The organism is Pseudomonas sp. S5F11, assembly GCF_019641515.1.
GTDB lineage: Bacteria > Pseudomonadota > Gammaproteobacteria > Pseudomonadales > Pseudomonadaceae > Aquipseudomonas > Aquipseudomonas rhodesiae.
This window is the reverse complement of the sequence record NZ_JAIFJZ010000001.1, coordinates 3,155,045-3,177,981: the sequence shown is the minus strand read 5'-3', so window position 1 is coordinate 3,177,981 and position 22,937 is coordinate 3,155,045. Positions and strand designations below refer to the sequence as shown.

The window sequence follows — 22,937 nt, the reverse complement described above, 5'->3', positions numbered from 1 at the left end:
CAAGCTGTAACGGCAAGGCCTGACTCTACTGTTAATCGCTGCCACGACCTGACAGCACACCGAATCCTCTGATCGAGATACACAAGTGATCGAAAATCTACGTAACATCGCCATCATTGCTCACGTTGACCATGGTAAGACCACCCTGGTAGACAAACTCCTGCGTCAATCCGGCACCCTGGAGCGCAACGAGCTCAACGACGAGCGCGTGATGGACTCCAACGACCAGGAAAAAGAGCGCGGTATTACCATCCTGGCGAAAAACACCGCCATCAACTGGAACGGCTACCACATCAACATCGTGGACACCCCGGGCCACGCCGACTTCGGCGGCGAAGTAGAACGCGTAATGTCGATGGTCGACTCCGTGCTGCTGCTGGTTGACGCTCAAGACGGCCCTATGCCGCAAACCCGTTTCGTGACCAAGAAGGCGTTCGAAGCCGGCCTGCGTCCGATCGTGTGCATCAACAAGGTTGACCGTCCAGGCGCGCGTCCGGACTGGGTTCTGGACCAGATCTTCGACCTGTTCGACAACCTGGGTGCCACCGAAGAACAGCTGGACTTCAAAGTCGTCTACGCCTCGGCCCTGAACGGCATTGCCGGTCTGGACCACAACGACATGGCCGAAGACATGACCCCGCTGTACCAGTCGATCGTCGACAACGTACCAGCACCGGCTGTTGACCGTGACGGCGCGTTCCAGATGCAGATCTCCGCACTGGACTACAACAGCTTCCTGGGTGTTATCGGCGTTGGCCGTATCGCTCGTGGTCGCGTCAAGCCGAACACCCCGGTTGTGGCTATCGGCGCCGACGGCAAGAAGCGCAACGGTCGTATCCTGAAGCTGATGGGTCACCACGGCCTGCACCGCATCGACGTCGAAGAAGCTGCAGCCGGCGACATCGTGTGCATTAGCGGTATGGACTCGCTGTTCATCTCCGACACCCTGTGCCACCCGGACACCGTAGAAGCGATGAAGCCGTTGACCGTCGACGAGCCAACCGTTTCCATGACCTTCCAGGTAAACGACTCGCCGTTCTGCGGTAAAGAAGGCAAGTTCGTGACCTCCCGTAACATCAAGGAGCGTCTGGACAAAGAGCTGCTGTACAACGTTGCACTGCGCGTTGAAGAAGGCGACTCGGCCGACAAGTTCAAGGTCTCCGGCCGTGGTGAGCTGCACCTCTCGGTACTGATCGAAACCATGCGTCGCGAAGGCTTCGAAATGGGTGTTGGTCGTCCGGAAGTGATCATCCGTCAGGTTGACGGCGTGAAGCAGGAACCGTTCGAAAACGTCACCATCGACACCCCTGAAGAATCCCAGGGCAAGGTCATGGAAGAGATGGGCCTGCGTAAGGGCGACCTGACCAACATGGTGCCGGATGGCAAAGGCCGTGTTCGTCTGGAGTACAACATCCCTGCTCGCGGTCTGATCGGTTTCCGTAACCAGTTCCTGACCCTGACCAACGGTGCTGGCATCCTGACCTCGATCTTCGATCGCTACGACACCATGAAGTCCGGCGACATGTCCGGCCGTCAGAACGGTGTTCTGGTTTCGGTTGAAACCGGCAAGGCGCTGACCTACTCCCTGGAAACCCTCCAGGCACGCGGCAAGCTGTTCGTTGAACACGGTCAAGAGATCTACAACGGTCAGATCGTTGGTCTGAACAGCCGTGACAACGACATGGGCGTCAACCCAACCAAAGGTAAGAAGCTCGACAACATGCGTGCTTCGGGTAAAGACGAAACCATCGCCCTGGTTCCACCTGTTCGCTTCACCCTGGAACAGGCCCTGGAATTCATCCAGGACGACGAACTGTGCGAAGTCACGCCGAAGTCGATCCGCCTGCGTAAGAAGATCCTGGACGAAGGCGAGCGTACCCGCGCTGCCAAGAAAGCCAAGAACTGAGTTAACTCAGGCTGAATGAAAAACGCCCCCGGTCGAAAGGCCGGGGGCGTTTTTTTATGCCTGCAGATTTTGGGGTGGCTGTTCTGGCCTCATCGGGGGCAAGCCCCCTCCCACCTTTGAATGTGTTCACAGATCAAAATGTGGGAGGGGGCTTGAACTGGTCAAGTATTCTTGGACACCATTTAAGGTTCATGCCGCCAGTCTCTCCCTGACGACCGGCGACCGGTAATCGTTGTAACTGTGGGGCCTGGTGATGTTGTAGCGCGAGACATAACGCTGCACGTCTGCTCGGGCCTCATGTTCTGATGCGTAACCCGTCTCGGGCACCCACTCTGATTTCAAACTTCCAAAGAAACGCTCCATCGGAGCGTTATCCCAGCATTCACCTTTACGGCTCATGCTTTGCCGCAGGCCATGCGCCAGCAGCTCATTCCTGAACTTATGACTGGTGTACTGACAGCCTTGGTCTGAATGAAACAGCACCTCTTTAGGACGACCTCTGAGCTCAACCGCCATCCGCAAAGCCTCGCAGGTCAGCGTGGCATCGGAAATCATCGAAAACGACCAGCCCACGATCCGACGGGCGAACAAATCCAGAATCGCAGCGAAATACAGCCACCGCTTGCCGACCTTGATGTACGTCACGTCGCCACACCACACCTGATTGACCGCCGTGACATCAAACTCACGCTTGAGCACGTGCGGTGCCACCAAAGCTTCTACGCCGGACGATTTGTACTTATGGCGTCGGCGCTGGCGGCTGGCGATCCCCGCTTCGCGCATCAAACTGCGAGCCAAGTACCGGCCGATGCGATGCCCTTTCTCTTGCAGCTCCTTCGCCAAAGTCCTCGCTCCCGCAGAAGCTCGCGATGCCTTGTGATGCTTGACCAGCGCGGCTTTAAGCTGCTCTCGCTGAGGGTTAGCCTTACCTTGGCGCTGACGCCAAGCGTAAAAGCTGCTGCGGTTGACGCCGAACGCCCGGCAACACCGATTAACGCCGTACTGCTCGTCCAACTCATCGATCAGCGTGAATGATCTTTGGCGTCCAAAAGCAGGAGAGCACTGGCCTTTTTTAGGATTTCGATGTCCAGGTCTTTCTCCCTGAGCAGGGCTTTGAGCCTCTGAATTTCTCGCTGGTCGGCGGTAATCGCCTTGGCGCCTACCGGCGTCGAGCCCAAACGCTCTTTGCGTACCTGATCGACCCAACGACGCAAGGCGGTAGGGCCTATATCCAAACTGGCACACACCTCGGTAACCGGCTGGCCTTCGTCCAGCACCATGCTGGCAGCCTTGAGCTTGAACTCACTCGAATAAGATTTACGCATATCCAAACACCTCAGATTTGGGCGCCATCATAGCGCCCGATTGAAGTGTCCAAAATCATTAGGCCAGTTCAGCTTGCCCCCGATAGGGCCCTCAAGCCCCCCACAAAACCCCGATCAGAACTTATCGAGGGTCTTGAAGTTAGTCTCGCGCACCACTTCCTTGGGCTTATACGCGCAATACCCCGGCCGCGGCCCGATCTTCGGGTGGTTGCGGCAAGTGTCCGGGCGTTTGTCATAAATAGTGCAGAAGCGGGTTTTACGATCCAGGTACAGGCAGTCGTTATTGCTCATGCGCTGCAGGGTAAAAATCTCGGACTTGTTGTTGTAGCGCTCGACGATGCCTTCCTTCTGCAACCGCTTGGCGATGTTCTTCGGCGGGTCGCCGCGTTCGAACTCATCGACGATACCAATGCGGATCAGGTCCTTGATCTTCACCTCAACCGGCAGCGTGCAGCAGCTGGACACGCAGCCGCCGCACATATGGCTGGAGTATTTCTGCCAGGTTTCGAGACGGTCGAGTTCCGCGGCGGCGATCAGTTGAGGCTTCATCAGGGTTCCAGGGTGGGGCGGTATCAGGGCGCGCGATCATACCGGGATTGGTGCTTTTTTGAACAATATTTTGCGGTTTTCAGCTAAAAGGCGGCGCGGCGCAGGATCGGGCACGGCCCCTGCATCTAATTCCGGCAACGGTGAATGAGTTAAAAAACTGCCGAACCAGAGCCTCTGCCGTCTGTCAGACCGACTAGGCTCTAGCAACTCCTTCAATCTCGCCCGAGGTCACACCGATGTCTCAGGAACCGCTTGCACGAGAAGCAGAGGTAGCCGCGTTTCGCGATGCTGTCTTGACCAAACTCACCTATGCGGTGGGCAAGGACCCCGATCATGCCTTCGACCACGACTGGTTCGAAGCCATTGCTCTGGCCGCCCGCGACCAAATGGTCGACCACTGGATGGATCACACCCGACGCATCTACCGTAAAGGCCAGAAGCGGGTGTACTACCTCTCCCTTGAATTCCTTATCGGCCGCCTGCTCTACGACAGCCTGAGCAACCTGGGCGTGCTGGAAATCGCCCGCGATGCGCTGGCCGAGCTGGGCGTCGACCTGGAGCGCATTCGCCTGCTGGAGCCCGATGCGGCGCTCGGCAACGGGGGCCTGGGCCGTCTGGCGGCGTGTTTTATGGAAAGCATGTCGACCTTGGGCATTGCCGGCCACGGTTACGGCATCCGCTATGAACATGGCCTGTTCCGCCAGGCCGTTGTCGACGGCTGGCAGCAAGAGCAGACCGAACGCTGGCTGGATTTCGGCAACCCCTGGGAATTCGAACGGGCCGAAGTGATTTACCCGATCGGTTTTGGCGGTAGCGTCGAAACATTGGCGGATGCCTCCGGCAAGATGATCCAGGTCTGGTCGCCCAACGAAACCGTACGCGCCGTGGCTTATGACACGCCGGTGGTCGGCTGGCGCGGCGCAAGCGTCAACACCCTGCGCCTGTGGCGTGCCCGCGCGGTGGAAGACTTGCACCTGGAGCGCTTCAACGCCGGTGACCACTTGGGTGCGGTGGCCGAAGTGGCGCGTGCCGAGAGTATCTCCCGCGTGCTGTACCCGGCCGACAGCACCGAAGCGGGGCAGGAACTGCGCCTTCGTCAGGAATACTTCTTTGTTTCGGCCTCGCTGCAAGACCTGCTGCGTCGCCACAAGAACATGCACGGTTCGGTCTTGAGCCTGGGCGAACACGCCGCCATCCAGCTCAACGACACCCACCCGTCCATCGCCGTGGCGGAGTTGATGCGTCAATTGGTCGACCTGCACGATATTCCGTGGGAAGCCGCGTGGGACGTGACCGTCGAAACCCTGTCCTACACCAACCACACATTGCTGCCCGAGGCCCTGGAAACCTGGCCTGTAGGCTTGATGGAACGCATGCTGCCCCGGCATATGCAGATCATCTACCTGATCAACGCCCAGCATATCGACTCGCTGCGCGCCAAGGGCATCCACGATTTCGACGTGTTGCGCGCCGTGTCGCTGATCGAAGAAGACAACGGCCGCCGCGTGCGCATGGGCAACCTGGCGTTCCTCGGGTCCCACAGCGTCAACGGCGTGTCCGGCCTGCATACCCAACTGATGCGCAGCACGGTGTTCTCCGAATTGCACAAGCTGTACCCGGAACGTATCAACAATAAAACCAACGGCATCACCTTCCGCCGCTGGCTGTATCAGGCCAACCCCCAGCTCACCCAGATGCTGGTGGACGCCTTGGGTCCTGACATCCTCGACAACATGGAGACGCGCCTGGGCGAGCTGGAAACCTTCGCCGAGAAACAGGCGTTCCGCAAATCCTTCGCCGAGCAGCGTCTGCACAGCAAGCGTGCCCTGGCCGAGATCATCCACGAGCGCCTGGGCATTTCGGTGAACCCGGCGGCGATGTTCGACGTGCAGGTCAAGCGCATCCACGAATACAAACGCCAGTTGCTTAACCTGCTGCACACCGTGGCGCTGTACCAGGCGATCCGTGCCGAGCCGGAAACCGACTGGGTGCCGCGCGTGAAGATCTTCGCCGGCAAGGCTGCGGCGAGTTATCACCAGGCCAAGTTGATCATCAAGTTGACCAACGACATCGCCCGCACCGTCAACAACGACCCGACCGTGCGCGGCCTGCTCAAAGTGGTGTTTTTGCCCAACTACAACGTCAGCCTGGCCGAGAGCATCATCCCGGCGGCGGATTTGTCGGAGCAGATCTCCACGGCAGGCTTCGAAGCCTCGGGCACCAGCAACATGAAGTTCGGTCTCAACGGCGCGTTGACCATCGGCACCATGGACGGCGCCAACGTGGAAATGCACGAGCGCGTGGGCGCCGACCACATGTTTATCTTCGGCCTCAGCGCCCAGCAGGTGGAAGCGCGCAAACACGCCGGTGAATTCCACGCCGGGCCGGACATCGCCGCGTCCCATCGCCTCAACGATGTGCTGCAAGCGATCCGGGGCGGGGTGTTCTCGCCTGACGATCCGGGCCGCTATGTGGGCTTGATCGACGGGCTGATCGATTACGACCGCTTCCTGGTGTGCGCCGACTTCGATTCTTATTGGGAGGCCCAGGCCCGGGTCGAAGCGCATTGGCACGATTCCAAGGCGTGGTGGCGTTCGGCGGTGCTCAATACCGCACGAATGGGTTGGTTCTCGTCGGACCGGACCATCCGCGAATACGCTACCGAGATCTGGAAAGCACTCGACTAAGCAGCGCAGTTTGAAAGTGTGGGAGGGGGCTTGCCCCCGATGGCAGGGTGTCAGTTTGCAGATATGTGGACTGGTACACCGCTATTGGGGGTAAGCCCCCTGCCACATTGGTTGCGCGTCGATATACTGAGCGCCGGTTTGCTTAGGGAATATCGTTCATGCAATGGATTTTCATGCTGATAGGGCTGGTGCTCGGCTGGACGCTCGATGAGTCGTTCTATGATGCGGGCATCGGTGCGCTGTTGGGGTTGGGCATTGGCCAGGCGATCCGCCTGTCGATGCTCTCGTCCCAAGCGGACCAACAGGCTCGTCAGCTGGAGGCCGCGCAAAAAGCCCTGAGCGCCGTCGAGCAGCGTCTGGCGCAGTTGGAAAGACCCGCGCGACAACCTGATCCCACACCTGCGCCGCCGGTATTTGTCGAAACGCCTGTGGCCGAAGCTCCCCAAGCCGCACCGCCACCCAAGGCAGTCGAACTGGTTTGGGAATTACCGCCTGAACTGGCCCCGGTGGCCGTTACCAAGCAAGCCAGCCAACCGTTGCCCGCCGACGTGTGGGCACCGGCTCCTACACCTGCGCCTGCACCGCTCCCCAAAGAACCGGTCGTACCCCGTGGCCCCACCCTGATCGAGCGCGCCCTCGGCGGCGCGCGGAATTGGCTGTTTGGCGGCAATACCGTGCTGCGCGTCGGGGTGGTGCTGTTGTTTCTCGGCCTGGCGTTCCTGCTGCGCTATGCCACCGAAGGCATGGTGGTGCCGATCGAAGTGCGTTACGCCGGTGTGGCGGCGGCGGCCATCGGCCTGCTGGGTTTGGGCTGGTGGTTGCGACTGCGCAACAGCAACTATGGGCTGATGCTGCAAGGCACCGGGATTGCGGTGCTGTACCTCACGGTGTTCGCCGCGATGCGCCTGCATCCGCTGATCGATCCGAGTGCGGCGCTGGGTCTGTTGGTGGCGGTGACGGTGTTCTCGGCGATCCTGGCGATTACCCAGGACGCGCTGGGGTTGGCCTGCGCTGCGGCGCTCGGCGGGTTTGCCGCGCCGATTCTGACCTCTACCGGTTCAGGCAACCATGTGGCGTTGTTCAGTTACTTTGCCTTGCTCAACACCGGCATCCTCGCCATCGCCTGGTTCAAGGCCTGGCGCTTGCTCAACCTGATCGGTTTTGTCGGCACCTTCGGCATTGGCTTTGCCTGGGGCTTGCGTTCCTACACTCCGGAATTGCTGTGGAGCACCGAACCGTTTCTGGTGTTGTTCTTCCTGATGTACCTGGCCATCGGCCTGTTGTTTGCGCGCCGCAAATTGCTGCAGATGCGCGACGCGCCGCAAGACGATAGCCGTGGCGCACTGTTGCGCTGGTCGGCGGCCAAAGGTGATTACGTCGATGGCAGTATGCTGTTCGGCCCGCCGCTGGTGGGCTTTGGCTTGCAATTCGCGTTGGTGCAGCACTTGGAATTCGCGGCGGCGTTCAGCGCGTTGGGCCTGGGCATTATCTATATGGGCTTGGCCCGAGTGCTCAGCGGCGGGCGCGCCTTGCTGCTGGCGGAAACCTGTCTGGCCCTCGGTGTGATTTTCGCCAGCCTGGCTATTCCGCTGGGGCTGGACGCACGCTGGACCGCTGCCGCCTGGGCCGTGGAAGGCGCCGGGATCTTCTGGCTGGGCTTGCGCCAGCAGCGGCCATTGGCGCGAGCATTCGGCCTGTTGCTGCAATTGGGTTCGGCGCTGGCGTTCCTCAGCGAATTGCAGCTGGGCGAGCGTACCTTGCTGCAAGGCGCGCCACTGGGCGCACTGCTGCTGGGCGTGGCGTTGCTGTTCAGCTTCGACCAATTGCGCAAAGCCTCGGCCGAGCAGGCCGCAGAATGGGAGCGCAAGGGCCTGCCGCTACTGGCAAGCCTCGGTTTGAGCTGTCTGTACCTGCTGGCACCGTTGTTGTTGCTGACCCAGGGCACCGCGATCAGTTGGGCCATTGCCGGCCTGGCGACCCTGTTTATCGGCCTGCGCATCGGCGCGCGGACTTTCCTGTTTACTGCGTTCGCCGTGCAATTGCTGGGCGGCGCACTGTTCCTGCTGCGCCTGCGAAGCGGTGAAGGCGCTGCGGTGTTCGACGCCGGTTGGAGCGGTTTGCTGACCGCATCATTGATCGGCCTGGCCTTGATCGGCGGCATGTTGCTGGCGGTACGTGACGATACGGTGCGCGGCGATGTGCGGTTGGTGCGTGGGTTGTCGGTGGTGCTGCTCGCCGGCCTGGTATTGATCAACCTCGCGGTGCTGTTCGTGCTGCCTTGGGCCAGCGCCAGCGGCGTGTGGGCGGTCAGTGGTCTGTTGATCATCTGGCTAAGCCTATACCTGCAACAACGCGTGAGTTTTGTGTTTGGGTTGTTGCTGCAACTGATCGGCGGCGGTTCGTTCCTGCTGTCGGTGCCGGCGCTGCTCGGGCCGTTGTCCGGTGAAGATCTGCGGCCCTTGGCCCACAGCGGCTTCTGGACCCCGATGGTGCTGGGCCTGGCCGCGCTGGTCGGCGCTTGGCGCCTGCAACGTCAACCCCATGCGCCCTTGTTTGCCGCCCTGAAGCTGCAACGCCTGTCCGACCTGTTGCTGGTGTGGGGCGCGGCCTGGTGGACCCTGGCGTTGAGCGGCGAAGTGCTGCGGTTTATTCCCGACGAACTGCAGGGCGCATTCTGGCTGGGAATCGCGGCGCTCAGCGTGGCGATCTGGAGTGTCTGTGCAACGCGCCTGCGCTGGGCTTCCCTGGGCATGCTATGCACCCTGCTGATGCCGGCGGCGGGCATGGTGCTGCTGGTGTCCGCCCATACCTATTACCACCCAGCGGCGCATTACGGCTGGCTGGCTTGGCTGGCGGTGTTTGCCGTGCATTTCCTCTCGCTGCGGCGGTTGGCGCCGGTGGTGCCGGGCAAGGTGCTGAGCGTCGCCCATGTGCTGGGCTGCTGGATGCTGATCGGCGTGCTGGCCCTGGAGCTGCGTTACGGCCTGTTGAGCCTATCCAGCGAATACAACGCCTGGCGTTGGCTGGGTTGGGCGATTCTGCCGAGCCTGTACCTGGTGCTGGCCGCCGCGCCGCGTCAATGGCCGTGGCCGGTGGCGGCGTATTCACGGGAATATCGTGTGCTGGCCGCGCTGCCGTTGGCGGTGCTGATGCTCGGTTGGTTCTGGCTGGCCAACACGTTCAGCGACGGCACGGCCGAGCCGCTGCCTTACGTACCCTTGCTCAATCCGTTGGACTTGGGCCTGCTGTTCGCCTTGTTGGGTGTGTACCTGTTGTCGCGTAGTGTGGCGCCCCAGCGTGGGCCGCGGGCGCAGTTGATCGCACAGGGTGTGGCGGGGCTGTCGCTGTTTGCGTTCTTCACCGCGCTGGTGATGCGTACTGCGCACCATTGGGGCGGCGTGCCGTTTCATCTGGATGCGCTGCTGGCGTCAATGCTGGTGCAGGCCAGCCTGTCGATCGTGTGGACGCTGATCGCCCTCGGCCTGATGATCGGCGGCCATCTGCGTCACCGTCGTGACGTGTGGCTGATCGGTGCGGCGCTGATTGCAGTGGTGGTCGCCAAGCTGTTCTTTGTCGAATTGAGCAACCGTGGCGGCCTGGCGCGGATCGTGTCGTTTATCGGTGTGGGCGGGTTGTTGCTGGTGGTGGGTTATTTCGCGCCGCTGCCGCCCAAGCGTGCCGAACCTGTGTTGGAAACGGAAGGAGCAAGCTCTTGATCGGTAAGTTGAGTGTGGCCTTGGCCGGCGTGTGTGTGGCGCTGTGTGTGGGGGCCCAGGAGGGCCCGGCTGATTTCACTACGCAGGTGCCGCTGGCAGTCAGCGGCAACGGCCCCTGGTATCGCCTGGAATTGCCCTTGGCCGTGCAACTGAACGCGCGCCAGGCCGATCTTAGCGACGTGCGCGTGTTCAACGCCGCTGGTGAGCTCCAGGCGTATGCGTTGTCGCGCCAGGCCGCCTCAAGCACGGAAAGCCGCTCGGTTACCGACGTGAAGTGGTTCCCGCTGTACGCGGCCGACACCCGCGAAACCTTGCCCGGCGTGGTGATGAAAACCACCACCGAAGGCACCCTGGTGGAAATCAAACCGTCCTCGGTCGCCAAGCCCGGTACGCAGGTGTTGCGTGGCTGGGTGCTGGATGCCAGTGCGATCAAGGCGCCGTTGCAGCAGTTGAACCTCGACTGGAGCCGTGAGCAGGAAGGCTTCCAGCGCTTCACTATCGAAGCCAGCGATGATTTGCAGCACTGGGAATCCTGGGGCGATGGGCAAGTGGCGCGATTGTCGTTCGCCGACGAGCGGGTAGAGCAGCATGACATCAGCCTGCCCGGGCAATCGGCGCGTTACCTGCGCCTGCTGTGGCAGGGCCAGGCCGCGCCACTGCTGACTTCGGCCAAGCTGGTGAGCGCCACCCGCAGCAGCCTGCCGCAGCCGTTGGTGTGGTCGCCGCCGCTGGCGGGCACGCGGCTGGGGGCCGGTGAATACAGCTGGCAACTGCCCACGGGCCTGAGTGCCGAGCGTGTGCGCATCGAATTGTCGCAGCCCAACACCCTGGCGCCGGTGAGTGTGTCGGGGCGCCGTGACAACAAGCAGACCTGGCAACCACTGAGTTCGGGCCTGCTGTACCGCCTGACCCAGAACGGCCAGGACGTTGTGCAGGATGAGTTGGCATTGCCGGGCCAGGTGCTGAACCAGATCCGCTTGCAGGTCGACGAACGCGGCGGCGGCCTGGGCGCCGAAGCGCCGGCCTTGCGCTTTGCGGTGCGCGCCACGCAAGTGGTGTTCCTGGCGCGGGGCGAACCGCCGTTCACCCTGGCGTTGGGCAATGCCACGGTGAAGGCGGCGAACTTGCCGTTGTCCACGCTGATTCCTGACTACAGCGCCGAGCGTCTCAAGTCCCTGGGGCAAGCCAAGGTGGTGGGGGCGGCAGTGGTCAAGGCGCCTGCCGTCACCGTGGCGCCAGAGGAGGGGCGCGACTGGAAGAAACTCGGTTTGTGGGCCGTGCTGCTGCTGGGCGTGGCGGCGCTGGGGGCCATGGCCTACAGTTTGTTGCGCAAACCGCAGGGCCAGCCGTGAACTCTATTGGGGTTAAATCCTCTGATGAGAGGAAATTAGCCCCGACTCGCGCTAAACTGCGCGGGTTTTTAAGCCCCCCCATCCATCGGAGCCTTCCATGTCCCGCGTTACCTTGAGTCGCTATTTGATCGAGCAGACCCGCAGCAACAACACGCCTGCCGATCTGCGCTTCCTTATCGAAGTGGTGGCGCGTGCTTGCAAGGAAATCAGCCACGCCGTGTCCAAAGGCGCTCTGGGCGGTGTCCTGGGCAGCATGGGCACTGAAAACGTGCAGGGCGAGGTGCAGAAGAAACTCGACGTGCTGTCCAACGAGATTCTGCTCGAAGCCAACGAATGGGGCGGTCACCTGGCCGGCATGGCGTCCGAAGAAATGGACAATGCCTACCAGATTCCCGGCAAATACCCGAAAGGCGCCTACCTGCTGGTGTTCGACCCACTGGACGGCTCGTCCAACATCGACATCAACGCGCCGGTTGGCACCATCTTCTCGGTGCTGCGTTGCCCGAACGAATACCTGAGCCAGAACGAAGCGCTGAACGAAAAGGCCTTCCTGCAGCCAGGCACCGAGCAGGTCGCCGCCGGTTACGCGATCTACGGCCCACAGACCATGCTGGTACTGACCCTGGGCGATGGCGTCAAAGGCTTCACCCTGGACCGCGAAATGGGCAGCTTCGTGTTGACCCACGAGGACATCTCGATCCCTGCGTCCACCCAGGAATTTGCGATCAACATGTCCAACCAGCGCCACTGGGAAGCCCCGGTACAGCGCTACGTCAGCGAGTTGATGGAAGGCGAAGAAGGCCCGTTGAAGAAGAACTTCAACATGCGCTGGGTCGCGGCGATGGTGGCCGACGTGCACCGTATCCTCACCCGTGGCGGTCTGTTCATGTACCCACGCGACAGCCGCGAGCCGTCCAAGCCGGGCAAACTGCGCCTGATGTACGAAGCCAACCCGATGTCGTTCCTGGTCGAGCAGGCGGGCGGTGCGTCTACCGACGGCCACCAGCGCATTCTCGACATCCAACCCGAGGGCCTGCACCAGCGTGTGGCGGTGTTCCTGGGTTCGAAGGAAGAGGTTGAGCGCGTAACGGCCTACCACAAGCAGTGACCTGCTGCGACCGGTAACCGGTGTGGTTGTGAGCCGGTTCACCCTTAAAGAAGCCCCGAAACGTTTCAGCGTTTTCGGGGCTTTTTTTTGTTTTCGTCCGTCGGGAACCAGACACCTCTTTTCCCTTCTAAGCTTCTGGCAGATACCCAAGCCGCTTCGCCCCTCCAGGAGTTTCCCCATGTCGTTACGCCGTCTCGCCCTGCTGACTTTTTGTGTTGTGTTGGCCGCTTGCAGCAAGGTCAACCAAGAGAACTACGCAAAGCTGTCGGCCGGGATGCCAAAGGCCGAGGTGGAGTCGCTATTGGGTAAGCCAACGGATTGTTCCGGCGCACTGGGCATGTCCAGCTGCACCTGGGGCGATAAAAACAGCTTTATCAGCGTTCAATATGCCGGTGACAAGGTTCTGATGTTTTCCGGGCAAGGCCTGAAGTAAACCGGGGCGAGAGCCTACGGGAGAAGAAGAATGATGCGTTTTGTTTTGTTTCTTTGTGCCAGCCTGTTTTTGGCGGGCTGCGCCAGTCATTCTGGCGATGATCTGCAACCCAAGACCGCGAGCAACGTCAACCTGCATCGCTACCAGGGCACCTGGTATGAGCTGGCTCGCTTGCCGATGTACTTCCAGCGCAACTGCGCACAATCCGAAGCCCGCTACACCTTGCTGCCTGATGGCGACATGTCGGTGTTCAACCGTTGCCTGACCAACGAGTGGAAGTGGGAAGAAGCCCGAGGCACGGCCACGCCGCAAGTGCCGGGCAAGACCGATAAGCTTTGGGTCGAATTCAATAACTGGTTCACCGCGCTGTTACCGGGCGTCGCCAAGGGCGATTACTGGGTGTTGTACGTCAGCGATGACTACAAGACCGCCATCGTCGGCAGCCCAAGCCGTCGCTATATGTGGATTCTCTCGCGCACGCCGACGGTGAATGCCGACACTCGCGAAGACCTGCTGAGCAGGGCGCGTCAGCAAGGGTACGACACCACCCGATTGATCTGGCGTACGCCGGACAAGCAGATGGCCAAGAGTTCGCAGTAACCCTGGATCGCTACAAAATGTGGGAGGGTAAGCCCTCTCCCACGTTGGTTATGGGCTACCGGTTAGCCCAACAAATCCTTCAGGACTTGCGTGAATGCACGGCGGCTATCTTCCTCCCCGGCATGCCGCCCATCGCGCACCACCCACTGGCCGTTGACCAGCACATCGCGCACCTGGCGATCACCGCCGGCAAATAACCAGCGATTGAGAATGCCATCCTCTGTGGCGGTTGCCAGGTACGGATCATTGCCGTCCAGCACGATCCAGTCCGCGCGTTTACCCACTTCCAACCGGCCTATCGGCTGTCCCAGCGCCTGGGCGCCACCGTCCAGTGCCGCATCGAATAAAGTGCGCCCAACCATCGGCTGATCGCTGCGATACAAGCGGTTGCGTCGCTGATCTCGTAGACGCTGGCCGTATTCCAGCCAACGCAGCTCTTCGACCACACTCAACGACACATGGCTGTCGGAGCCAATCCCCAGGCGCCCACCCTGTGCAAGAAAATCCACCGCCGGGAAAATCCCATCGCCCAGGTTCGCTTCGGTGGTCAGGCACAGGCCGGCAATCGCGCGGCTCTTGGCCATGCGTTTAACTTCATCCGCGTTGGCGTGAGTGGCGTGCACCAGGCACCAGCGCTCATCGACTTCAACATGGTCATACAGCCATTGCAGCGGGCGCTTGCCGCTCCAGGCCAGGCAGTCGTCGACTTCCTTCTGTTGCTCGGCGATGTGGATATGCACCGGGCATGCCTTGTCGCTGGCGGCCAGAACTTCATTGATCTGTTGTGGCGTGACGGCGCGCAAGGAGTGCAAGCACAAGCCCAAATGCTGCGCCGGTTGTGCCGTCAGGATCGGTTGCAGTAGCGCTTGCAGATCCAGGTAGTTTTCCGTGCTGTTGATAAAGCGCCGCTGCCCGTCATTCGGCGCCTGGCCGCCAAACCCGGAATGGCTGTAGAGCACCGGTAGCAAGGTCAAGCCGATGCCGCTGGCGGCGGCCGCCTGGCTGATTTGTCGCGACAGTTCCGTGGGGTCGGCATAGGGCTGGCCCTGGGTGTCGTGATGCACGTAGTGAAATTCGGCGACTGAGGTGTAACCCGCTTTGAGCATTTCGATATACAGCTGACGTGCGATCACCTGGAGTTGCTCCGGGTTGATCCTGCCGACCATGCGGTACATCAGGTCGCGCCAGGTCCAGAAACTGTCGTTCGGGTTGCCGGCCACTTCCGCCAGGCCCGCCATGGCGCGTTGGAACGCGTGGGAATGCAGGTTGGGCATACCCGCCAACACCGGGCCTCTTAGCCGTTCGGCATGGTCTGCACTGGCATTGGACTCAACATGGGTCAGCATGCCGTCGGCGCTGACCTCAAGACGTACATTGTTGGCCCATCCACTAGGCAGCAGCGCGCGTTCGGCGAAGAAAGCGGACATGATTAGAGCACTCCGGTCGTGTGTTTATTTGTATATACATATACAGACGTTTGCCTGCTCGGTAAACTCCGGCAATCTATGCATCTTTTCCTACTGCAAGGATCCCCCGTGCCGACTCCGCCCGCCAACTCTTCGCTGGCTGCCCACATGGACGAAAGTCCGGCGCCCTTGTATGCCCGCGTCAAACACATGATCAGCCAGCAAATCCTCAACGGTAACTGGCCGCCTCACTATCGCGTGCCATCGGAGAGCGAGCTGGTCAGCCAATTGGGCTTCAGCCGCATGACCATCAACCGCGCCCTGCGCGAGCTGACCGCCGAAGGTCTGTTGGTGCGCATGCAGGGCGTCGGCACCTTCGTCGCTGAGCCGAAAAGCCAGTCGGCGCTGTTTGAAGTGCACAACATCGCCGATGAAATCGCCTCCCGTGGTCACCGGCATACCTGTCAGGTCATCACCCTAGGCGAGGAGGCCGCCGGTTCCGAGCGCGCCGTCGCCCTGGAAATGCGCGAAGGCGGGCGGGTCTTTCATTCGTTGATCGTGCATTACGAAAACGACATTCCCGTGCAAATCGAAGACCGTTTCGTCAACGCCCTGGTCGCACCGCAATACCTGCAACAGGATTTCACCCTGCAAACCCCCTACGCGTACCTCAACCAGGTAGCGCCGCTGACCGAAGGCGAGCATGTGGTGGAAGCCATTCTTGCCGACGCTTCTGAATGCCAGCTGCTGCAGATTGAACCCAGCGAGCCGTGCCTGTTGATTCGTCGTCGCACTTGGTCAGGCCGCCAACCGGTGACCGCCGCACGCTTAATCCACCCCGGTTCCCGTCACAGCCTGGAAGGACGTTTCAGCAAATGAGTGCAGTAAAAGTCTGGCGCGCCACCGAATACGTGCGCATGCCGTGGAAGAACGGCGGCGGCAGCACCGAAGAAATCGCCCGCGATGCTGGCGAGGGCCTGGAAGGCTTCGGCTGGCGCCTGTCGATTGCCGATATCGGCGAGTCGGGCGGGTTTTCCACCTTTGCCGGTTACCAGCGTGTGATCACCGTGATCAAAGGCGCAGGCATGGTGCTGACAGTGGATGGTGAGGAGCAGCGCGGGTTGTTACCGTTGCAACCGTTCGCCTTCAAGGGCGACAGCCAGGTTTCATGCCGCTTGATTACCGGGCCGATCCGCGACTTCAACCTGATCTACTCGCCCCAGCGTTACCATGCACGGTTGCAGTGGGTGGATGGTGTGCAGCACTTCTTCAGTACTGCGCAAACCGTGCTGGTGTTCAGTGTTGCGGATGAAGTGAAGGTGCTGGACCAGGTGTTGGGCCATCACGACTGCCTGCAAGTGGACGGTAACAGCGGCCTGCTGGATATTTCCGTCACGGGTCGCTGCTGCATCATCGAACTGACCCCGCGCGGTTAAACATGTGGGAGGGGGCAAGCCCCTCCCATATTTGTTTCTCACTGTTCTTGCGATCTGTTTCCAGGCCTCGCACCAATTTGTTACCGAACGCCCCAGCGTGGCGCAAAACCCCGCTGTCGTGCCTCACCTCCCGCGTAATAAAACGTCTTCGTAAGAAATTTCATCATCCCTTGAAGCCTTAATTTCCAAGGCTCTCACGCGCTTTCAAAAAATAACCAAACACCTCGCTCGGAAAGTTGGCCGCTTGATTGCATATGCTTGTATGTACAAGTAAAGATGTGTGCGTAAGACCCTGCTTTGCACCATCCCTGTTCGCGCATCGATCGCCGAGGAGTTTGAGTTGTGACCAAGCCTACAAAATACCGTGACGTTGAAATCCGCGCCGCCCGCGGTAACAAGCTCACCGCCAAAAGCTGGCTGACCGAAGCGCCGCTGCGCATGCTGATGAACAACCTCGACCCGCAAGTGGCCGAGAACCCGAAAGAGCTGGTGGTGTACGGCGGTATCGGCCGTGCCGCGCGCAACTGGGAGTGCTACGACCAGATCGTCGAGAGCCTTACCCACCTGAACGACGACGAGACCCTGCTGGTGCAATCCGGCAAGCCGGTCGGCGTGTTCAAGACCCATAGCAACGCCCCGCGCGTGCTGATCGCCAACTCCAACCTGGTGCCGCACTGGGCCAGTTGGGAACACTTCAACGAGTTGGATGCCAAGGGCCTGGCCATGTACGGTCAGATGACCGCCGGCAGCTGGATCTATATCGGCAGCCAGGGCATCGTCCAGGGCACGTACGAAACCTTCGTCGAGGCCGGTCGCCAGCATTACGACAGCAATCTCAAAGGCCGTTGGGTGCTCACTGCCGGTCTCGGCGGCATGGGCGGCGCGCAGCCGCTGGCCGCGACCCTGGCCGGTGCTTGCTCGCTGAACATCGAGTGCCAGCAGGTCAGCATCGATTTCCGCCTGAACAGCCGTTACGTCGACGAGCAAGCCACCGACCTCGACGACGCGCTGGCCCGCATCGCCAAGTACACCCAGGAAGGCAAGGCCATCTCCATCGCGCTGCTGGGTAACGCAGCGGAAATCCTGCCGGAACTGGTCAAGCGCGGCGTGCGTCCGGACATGGTCACCGACCAGACCAGCGCCCACGACCCGCTCAATGGCTACTTGCCTGCTGGCTGGACCTGGGACGAGTACCGCGCCCGCGCCAAGACCGAACCCGCCGCCGTGATCAAAGCCGCCAAGCAGTCGATGGCCGTGCACGTCAAAGCCATGCTGGAATTCCAGAAGCAAGGCATCCCAACCTTCGACTACGGCAACAACATCCGTCAGATGGCCCAGGAAGAGGGCGTCGAAAACGCGTTCGACTTCCCAGGTTTCGTACCGGCCTACATCCGCCCGCTGTTCTGCCGTGGCATTGGCCCATTCCGCTGGGCGGCGCTGTCGGGCGACCCGCAGGACATCTACAAAACCGACGCCAAAGTCAAAGAGCTGATCCCCGACGACGCGCACCTGCACAACTGGCTGGACATGGCCCGCGAGCGCATCAGTTTCCAGGGCCTGCCGGCGCGTATCTGCTGGGTCGGCCTGGGCCAGCGCGCCAAGCTCGGCCTGGCGTTCAACGAAATGGTGCGCAGCGGTGAGCTGTCGGCACCGGTGGTAATCGGTCGCGACCACCTGGACTCCGGCTCGGTGGCCAGCCCCAACCGTGAAACCGAATCCATGCAGGACGGCTCCGACGCTGTGTCTGACTGGCCGCTGCTTAACGCCTTGCTCAACACCGCCAGCGGCGCCACCTGGGTTTCGCTGCACCACGGCGGCGGCGTCGGCATGGGCTTCTCGCAGCACTCGGGCATGGTGATCGTTTGCGACGGCACCGACGAAGCGGCCGAGCGCATCGCCCGCGTGCTACACAACGACCCGGCCACCGGGGTGATGCGCCACGCGGACGCCGGTTACCAGATTGCTATCGATTGCGCCAAAGAGCAGGGCCTCAATCTTCCGATGATCAAGTAACCCAATGTGGGAGGGGCCGAGTCCTCTCCCTCCGTTGATCGGCAGCGAACCCAAGACAATCCATCAGAGGTTGAAAGTAAATGGCTGACACGCGTGCAACCACCCCGTTGATCGAAAAGCGTTCGATCGATTACATCCCGGAAGCGGAAAGACACGGTCGTCTCTTGAGTCAGTTCACCTTGTGGATGGGCGCCAATCTGCAGATCACTGCCATCGTCACCGGGGCCCTGGCCGTGGTGTTGGGCGGTGATGTGTTCTGGTCGTTGATCGGTCTGTTGATCGGCCAACTGCTGGGCGGTGGTGTGATGGCATTGCACGCGGCGCAAGGCCCTAAGCTGGGGCTGCCGCAGATGATCTCCAGCCGGGTGCAGTTCGGTGTCTACGGCGCGGCCATTCCGATCGTGCTGGTGTGCCTGATGTACCTGGGCTTCACCGCCACCGGCACGGTGCTGTCCGGGCAGGCGCTGGGCCAGCTGTTCGGGGTCAGCGACAGCGTCGGCATTCTGATCTTCGCCAGCGTCATTGTGCTGGTCACGGTGCTCGGTTACCGCGTGATCCACTTTATCGGGCGCGTGGCCAGTGTCATGGGGGTGATCGCCTTCGTGTACCTGTTCAGCCGTTTGATGAGCCAGACCGACGTGGGCGCGCTTCTGCAGATTCGCCACTTCAGCTGGAGCAGCTTCTTGCTCGCGGTGTCCCTGGCCGCGTCCTGGCAGATCGCGTTCGGCCCGTACGTGGCGGACTATTCGCGCTACTTGCCAAGCCGAACGTCGTCGGTGAAGACCTTCTTTGCCGCCGGTGCCGGTTCGGTGATCGGCGCCCAGGTGGCAATGGTTCTGGGCGTGTTCGCTGCTGCGTCGGCCAACGGTCAGTTCGCCGGTCATGAAGTGGCCTATATCGTCGGCCTGAGCGGCACCGGCGCCACGGCGGCGCTGCTGTACTTCAGCATCGCGTTCGGCAAGGTGACCATCTCCACCTTGAACTCCTACGGCAGCTTTATGTGCATCGCCACCATCATCAGCGGCTTTCGCGGCCACCTGCGGGTTACGCACTGGCAGCGCCTGGCCTTTGTGCTGGCGATTGTCGGCGCGGCGACCTTGATCGCTTTGCTCGGCCAGCACTCGTTCCTGGGGGCGTTCAAGTCATTCATCCTGTTCCTGCTGGCGTTCTTCACGCCCTGGAGCGCAGTGAATCTGGTGGACTACTACTGCATCACCCGTGAGCGCTATGACGTGCCGGCCTTGGCGGACCCGAATGGCCGTTACGGTCGCTGGAACCTGTTGGGGATCAGCGTCTATGTGTTCGGTGTGTTGGTGCAACTGCCGTTTATCTCCACCAAGTTCTACACCGGCCCGCTGGTGGATGTGCTCGGTGGCGTGGATATTTCTTGGATCATCGGCCTGGTCGTGCCGGGCGCGCTGTACTACCTGTGCGCGAAAAAATGGCACGCCGCCGTGCCCGATCACCTGATTCTGCCTCCTGAGCAGAGCAGCGTTGTACAACCTAAAACAAGCGGGACCGGTCGCGCTGCGGCGCAGGCCTGACTGGACGTGGACAGGGCTGGATGCCTCTTGACTGCCGTAAGCCCATTCATGATTAGGAGCGTCACACAATGAAATCGAACAAGACCCTGCTGACCACCGTGATTTCCCTGGGCCTGCTGGCCAGCGCCGGCGCCACCCAGGCGGCCGGTTGGTGCGAGTCCGGCAAACCGGTGAAATTCGCTGGCCTGAACTGGGAAAGCGGCATGCTGCTAACCGATATCCTGCAAACCGTGCTGGAAAAAGGCTACGACTGCAAAACCGATAGCCTGCCGGGTAATTCCATCACCATGGAAAACGCCCTGAGCAGCAACGATATCCAGGTGTTCGCCGAAGAGTGGGTCGGCCGCAGCGAAGTGTGGAACAAGGCCGAGAAGGCCGGCAAAGTGGTTGGCGTCGGTGCTCCGGTGGTGGGGGCTATCGAAGGCTGGTACGTGCCGCGCTATGTGGTCGAAGGCGACGCCAAGCGCAAGCTGGAAGCCAAGGCGCCGGGCCTGAAAAACATCGCTGACCTGGGCCAGTACGCCGCCGTGTTCAAGGACCCGGAAGAGCCGTCCAAAGGCCGTTTCTACAACTGCCCGGCCGGTTGGACCTGCGAGCTGGACAACAGCGAAATGCTCAAGAGCTACGGCCTGGAAAGTTCCTATACCAACTTCCGTCCAGGCACCGGCCCAGCGTTGGACGCGGCAGTGCTGTCGAGCTACAAGCGCGGCGAGCCGATCCTGTTCTACTACTGGTCGCCGACGCCGCTGATGGGCCAGGTCGACCTGGTGAAACTGGAAGAAAAACCCGGTGTGGATAAGAGCGTGAGTATCAAGGTGGGCCTGTCCAAGACCTTCCATGAGCAAGCGCCGGAACTGGTAGCCGTGCTGGAAAAGGTCAACCTGCCGATCGACCTGCTGAACCAGAACCTGGGCCGCATGGCCAAGGAGCGCATCGAGTCGCCGAAACTGGCGAAAATCTTCCTCAAGGAACACCCTGAAGTCTGGCACGCCTGGGTGAGCGACGAGGCTGCCAAGAAAATCGACGCGGCCTTGTAGGTCGAGCGTGCCCGGCTACCCTGAGAGGCAGCCGGGCGCCTGGCCACACCCCACTGGATCGAGAGCACGCTATGTTTCCTGAGAGTTTTACCTTTTCCATCGCCGACTGGGTCAACGGTTGGGTGGATTCACTGGTCACCAACTACGGCGATGTGTTCCGGCACATCTCCGACACCCTGCTATGGGCCATCGTCAACCTGGAGGGCCTGCTACGCGCCGCGCCCTGGTGGTTGATGCTGGCCATTGTCGGCGCCGTTGCCTGGCACGCCACCCGTAAAGTGCTGACCACGGCAGTGATCGTTGGGTTGTTGTTCCTGGTAGGCGCCGTCGGCCTATGGGACAAACTGATGCAGACCCTGGCGCTGATGCTGGTCGCTACGGTGATCTCGGTGTTGATCGGCATCCCGCTGGGCATCTTGTCGGCACGTAGCAATCGCCTGCGTTCGGTGCTGATGCCGTTGCTGGACATCATGCAAACCATGCCCAGCTTCGTGTACCTGATCCCGGTGCTGATGCTGTTCGGCCTGGGCAAAGTGCCGGCGATTTTCGCCACGGTGATCTACGCCGCGCCGCCGCTGATTCGCCTGACGGACCTGGGCATTCGCCAGGTCGACGGCGAAGTCATGGAAGCCATCAACGCCTTCGGTGCCAACCGCTGGCAGCAACTGTTCGGTGTGCAACTGCCGCTGGCGCTGCCGAGCATCATGGCCGGTATCAACCAGACCACCATGATGGCGTTGTCGATGGTGGTGATCGCCTCGATGATCGGCGCCCGTGGCCTGGGTGAAGATGTATTGGTCGGCATCCAGACCCTCAACGTCGGCCGTGGCCTCGAAGCCGGGCTGGCAATCGTGATTCTCGCGGTGGTCATCGACCGCATCACCCAGGCCTACGGTCGTCCACGGCATGAGGCGAGCAAATGACTACTGTCAGCAAAATCGAAGTAAAAAACGTCTTCAAGATTTTCGGCAATCGCGCCAAGGACGCGCTCTCGCTGATCGGCCAGGGCAAGACCAAGGACCAGGTGCTGGCCGAGACCGGCTGCGTGGTCGGCGTCAACGACCTGTCCCTGAGCATCGGCACCGGCGAAATTTTTGTGATCATGGGTCTGTCCGGTTCGGGCAAGTCGACCCTGGTGCGCCACTTCAACCGCCTGATCGACCCCACCAGCGGCGCGATCCTGGTGGACGGCGAAGACATCCTGCAACTGGACATGGAAGCCCTGCGCCAATTCCGTCGCCACAAGATCAGCATGGTGTTCCAGAGCTTCGGCCTGCTGCCTCACAAAAACGTGCTCGACAACGTCGCCTACGGCCTCAAGGTGCGCGGTGAAAGCAAGCAGGTGTGCGCCGAGCGCGCGCTGCACTGGATCGACACCGTGGGCCTGAAGGGCTACGAAAACAAATACCCGCACCAGCTCTCCGGCGGCATGCGCCAACGGGTGGGCCTGGCCCGTGCCCTGGCGGCCGACACCGACATCATCCTGATGGACGAAGCCTTCAGCGCCCTCGACCCGCTGATCCGCGCCGAGATGCAGGACCAGTTGCTGGAGCTGCAGAAGACCCTGCACAAGACCATCGTGTTTATCACCCACGACCTCGACGAAGCCGTGCGCATCGGCAACCGCATCGCGATTCTCAAGGACGGCAAGCTGATCCAGGTCGGCACCCCCCGCGAGATCCTGCATTCGCCGGCGGATGAGTATGTAGATAGGTTCGTTCAGCGGCGGGCGGCGGTAGTCTGACCCAGATCCTGTGGTGAGGCTGCTGGCCTTATCGGGAGCAAGCTCCCTCCCACATTTGATCGGGTTCACACTGCCCCAATG

Annotated in this window: 18 protein-coding genes; 14 read left to right on the top strand and 4 right to left on the bottom strand. The window is 61.2% G+C overall.

Annotation, left to right across the window (positions count from 1 at the left end; translation table 11 throughout):
• The first annotated feature begins 85 nt into the window (after positions 1–85).
• On the top strand, positions 86–1,906 hold the full coding sequence (typA, locus tag K1567_RS14350; protein WP_016972267.1) for a translational GTPase TypA: 1,821 nt from the start codon (positions 86–88) through the stop codon (positions 1,904–1,906).
• 189 nt (positions 1,907–2,095) lie between these two features.
• On the opposite strand, the gene K1567_RS14345 is transcribed toward typA, so the two are convergent.
• From K1567_RS14345 to K1567_RS14340, 3 genes are all read right to left on the bottom strand, one after another.
• On the bottom strand, positions 2,096–2,920 hold the full coding sequence (locus K1567_RS14345; RefSeq protein WP_405045956.1) for an IS3 family transposase: 825 nt from the start codon (positions 2,918–2,920) through the stop codon (positions 2,096–2,098).
• Between the two features lie 8 nt (positions 2,921–2,928).
• Positions 2,929–3,231 carry a transposase gene (locus K1567_RS28010; protein WP_040267329.1) on the bottom strand — a complete coding sequence of 101 codons (303 nt, stop codon included), beginning with the start codon at positions 3,229–3,231 and terminating at the stop codon, positions 2,929–2,931.
• A 114-nt stretch (positions 3,232–3,345) separates the two neighbouring features.
• Positions 3,346–3,780, bottom strand: coding sequence for a YkgJ family cysteine cluster protein (locus tag K1567_RS14340; RefSeq protein WP_034095454.1), 435 nt, complete (start codon positions 3,778–3,780; stop codon positions 3,346–3,348).
• 236 nt (positions 3,781–4,016) lie between these two features.
• Here K1567_RS14340 and K1567_RS14335 point away from each other — a divergent pair, with 236 nt between their 5' ends.
• From K1567_RS14335 to K1567_RS14310, 6 genes are all read left to right on the top strand, one after another.
• A complete protein-coding gene (locus K1567_RS14335; protein WP_034095455.1) occupies positions 4,017–6,467 on the top strand; it encodes a glycogen/starch/alpha-glucan phosphorylase in 2,451 nt (816 codons plus the stop codon).
• 158 nt (positions 6,468–6,625) lie between these two features.
• Positions 6,626–10,183 carry a DUF2339 domain-containing protein gene (locus K1567_RS14330; protein WP_220698590.1) on the top strand — a complete coding sequence of 1,186 codons (3,558 nt, stop codon included), beginning with the start codon at positions 6,626–6,628 and terminating at the stop codon, positions 10,181–10,183.
• Positions 10,183–11,535: a DUF3999 domain-containing protein gene (locus K1567_RS14325; protein ID WP_034095707.1), complete on the top strand. Its 1,353-nt coding sequence runs from the start codon at positions 10,183–10,185 to the stop codon at positions 11,533–11,535. The genes K1567_RS14330 and K1567_RS14325 overlap by 1 nt, the downstream gene beginning before the upstream one ends.
• A gap of 97 nt (positions 11,536–11,632) precedes the next feature.
• Positions 11,633–12,643, top strand: a complete 1,011-nt coding sequence (locus tag K1567_RS14320) for a class 1 fructose-bisphosphatase (protein ID WP_034095457.1) — start codon at positions 11,633–11,635, stop codon at positions 12,641–12,643.
• A gap of 178 nt (positions 12,644–12,821) precedes the next feature.
• Positions 12,822–13,076 (top strand): lipoprotein, encoded by a 255-nt coding sequence (locus K1567_RS14315; protein ID WP_034095458.1) that lies wholly within the window; start codon positions 12,822–12,824, stop codon positions 13,074–13,076.
• Positions 13,077–13,106: 30 nt separating this feature from the next.
• Positions 13,107–13,676, top strand: a complete 570-nt coding sequence (locus K1567_RS14310; RefSeq protein WP_034095459.1) for a lipocalin family protein — start codon at positions 13,107–13,109, stop codon at positions 13,674–13,676.
• Positions 13,677–13,738: 62 nt separating this feature from the next.
• Here the strand turns inward: K1567_RS14310 and K1567_RS14305 are convergent, their stop codons facing one another.
• Complete coding sequence (locus K1567_RS14305; RefSeq protein WP_220698589.1) at positions 13,739–15,103, bottom strand: formimidoylglutamate deiminase; 1,365 nt, start codon at positions 15,101–15,103, stop codon at positions 13,739–13,741.
• 147 nt (positions 15,104–15,250) lie between these two features.
• Here K1567_RS14305 and hutC point away from each other — a divergent pair, with 147 nt between their 5' ends.
• The 7 genes from hutC (at position 15,251) to K1567_RS14270 (ending at position 22,856) form a co-directional block, all read left to right on the top strand.
• Positions 15,251–15,961: a histidine utilization repressor gene (gene hutC, locus K1567_RS14300; protein ID WP_371263978.1), complete on the top strand. Its 711-nt coding sequence runs from the start codon at positions 15,251–15,253 to the stop codon at positions 15,959–15,961.
• The gene (locus K1567_RS14295; protein ID WP_034095462.1) at positions 15,958–16,518 is read left to right on the top strand and encodes a HutD family protein; all 561 of its coding nucleotides are present in this window, start codon (positions 15,958–15,960) and stop codon (positions 16,516–16,518) included. Before hutC ends, K1567_RS14295 begins: the two co-directional genes overlap by 4 nt.
• A gap of 342 nt (positions 16,519–16,860) precedes the next feature.
• Positions 16,861–18,531 (top strand): urocanate hydratase, encoded by a 1,671-nt coding sequence (gene hutU, locus K1567_RS14290; protein WP_034111390.1) that lies wholly within the window; start codon positions 16,861–16,863, stop codon positions 18,529–18,531.
• Between the two features lie 80 nt (positions 18,532–18,611).
• Positions 18,612–20,075, top strand: coding sequence for a cytosine permease (locus tag K1567_RS14285; RefSeq protein WP_034111393.1), 1,464 nt, complete (start codon positions 18,612–18,614; stop codon positions 20,073–20,075).
• A 68-nt stretch (positions 20,076–20,143) separates the two neighbouring features.
• The gene (locus K1567_RS14280; protein ID WP_094065183.1) at positions 20,144–21,112 is read left to right on the top strand and encodes an ABC transporter substrate-binding protein; all 969 of its coding nucleotides are present in this window, start codon (positions 20,144–20,146) and stop codon (positions 21,110–21,112) included.
• 71 nt (positions 21,113–21,183) lie between these two features.
• Positions 21,184–22,035 carry a proline/glycine betaine ABC transporter permease gene (locus tag K1567_RS14275; protein ID WP_034095466.1) on the top strand — a complete coding sequence of 284 codons (852 nt, stop codon included), beginning with the start codon at positions 21,184–21,186 and terminating at the stop codon, positions 22,033–22,035.
• Positions 22,032–22,856: a glycine betaine/L-proline ABC transporter ATP-binding protein gene (locus K1567_RS14270; RefSeq protein WP_052202157.1), complete on the top strand. Its 825-nt coding sequence runs from the start codon at positions 22,032–22,034 to the stop codon at positions 22,854–22,856. The genes K1567_RS14275 and K1567_RS14270 overlap by 4 nt, the downstream gene beginning before the upstream one ends.
• Positions 22,857–22,937: the final 81 nt, after the last annotated feature.

Bases quoted from the DNA above. Each gene is read 5' to 3' on its own strand.
- K1567_RS28010 (WP_040267329.1), bottom strand. From the start codon at position 3,231: ATGCGTAAATCTTATTCGAGTGAGTTCAAGCTCAAGGCTGCCAGCATG.
- K1567_RS14340 (WP_034095454.1), bottom strand. From the start codon at position 3,780: ATGAAGCCTCAACTGATCGCCGCCGCGGAACTCGACCGTCTCGAAACC.
- K1567_RS14335 (WP_034095455.1), top strand. From the start codon at position 4,017: ATGTCTCAGGAACCGCTTGCACGAGAAGCAGAGGTAGCCGCGTTTCGC.
- K1567_RS14330 (WP_220698590.1), top strand. From the start codon at position 6,626: ATGCAATGGATTTTCATGCTGATAGGGCTGGTGCTCGGCTGGACGCTC.
- K1567_RS14320 (WP_034095457.1), top strand. From the start codon at position 11,633: ATGTCCCGCGTTACCTTGAGTCGCTATTTGATCGAGCAGACCCGCAGC.
- K1567_RS14315 (WP_034095458.1), top strand. From the start codon at position 12,822: ATGTCGTTACGCCGTCTCGCCCTGCTGACTTTTTGTGTTGTGTTGGCC.
- K1567_RS14310 (WP_034095459.1), top strand. From the start codon at position 13,107: ATGATGCGTTTTGTTTTGTTTCTTTGTGCCAGCCTGTTTTTGGCGGGC.
- K1567_RS14305 (WP_220698589.1), bottom strand. From the start codon at position 15,103: ATGTCCGCTTTCTTCGCCGAACGCGCGCTGCTGCCTAGTGGATGGGCC.
- hutC (WP_371263978.1), top strand. From the start codon at position 15,251: ATGGACGAAAGTCCGGCGCCCTTGTATGCCCGCGTCAAACACATGATC.
- K1567_RS14295 (WP_034095462.1), top strand. From the start codon at position 15,958: ATGAGTGCAGTAAAAGTCTGGCGCGCCACCGAATACGTGCGCATGCCG.
- K1567_RS14285 (WP_034111393.1), top strand. From the start codon at position 18,612: ATGGCTGACACGCGTGCAACCACCCCGTTGATCGAAAAGCGTTCGATC.
- K1567_RS14280 (WP_094065183.1), top strand. From the start codon at position 20,144: ATGAAATCGAACAAGACCCTGCTGACCACCGTGATTTCCCTGGGCCTG.
- K1567_RS14275 (WP_034095466.1), top strand. From the start codon at position 21,184: ATGTTTCCTGAGAGTTTTACCTTTTCCATCGCCGACTGGGTCAACGGT.
- K1567_RS14270 (WP_052202157.1), top strand. From the start codon at position 22,032: ATGACTACTGTCAGCAAAATCGAAGTAAAAAACGTCTTCAAGATTTTC.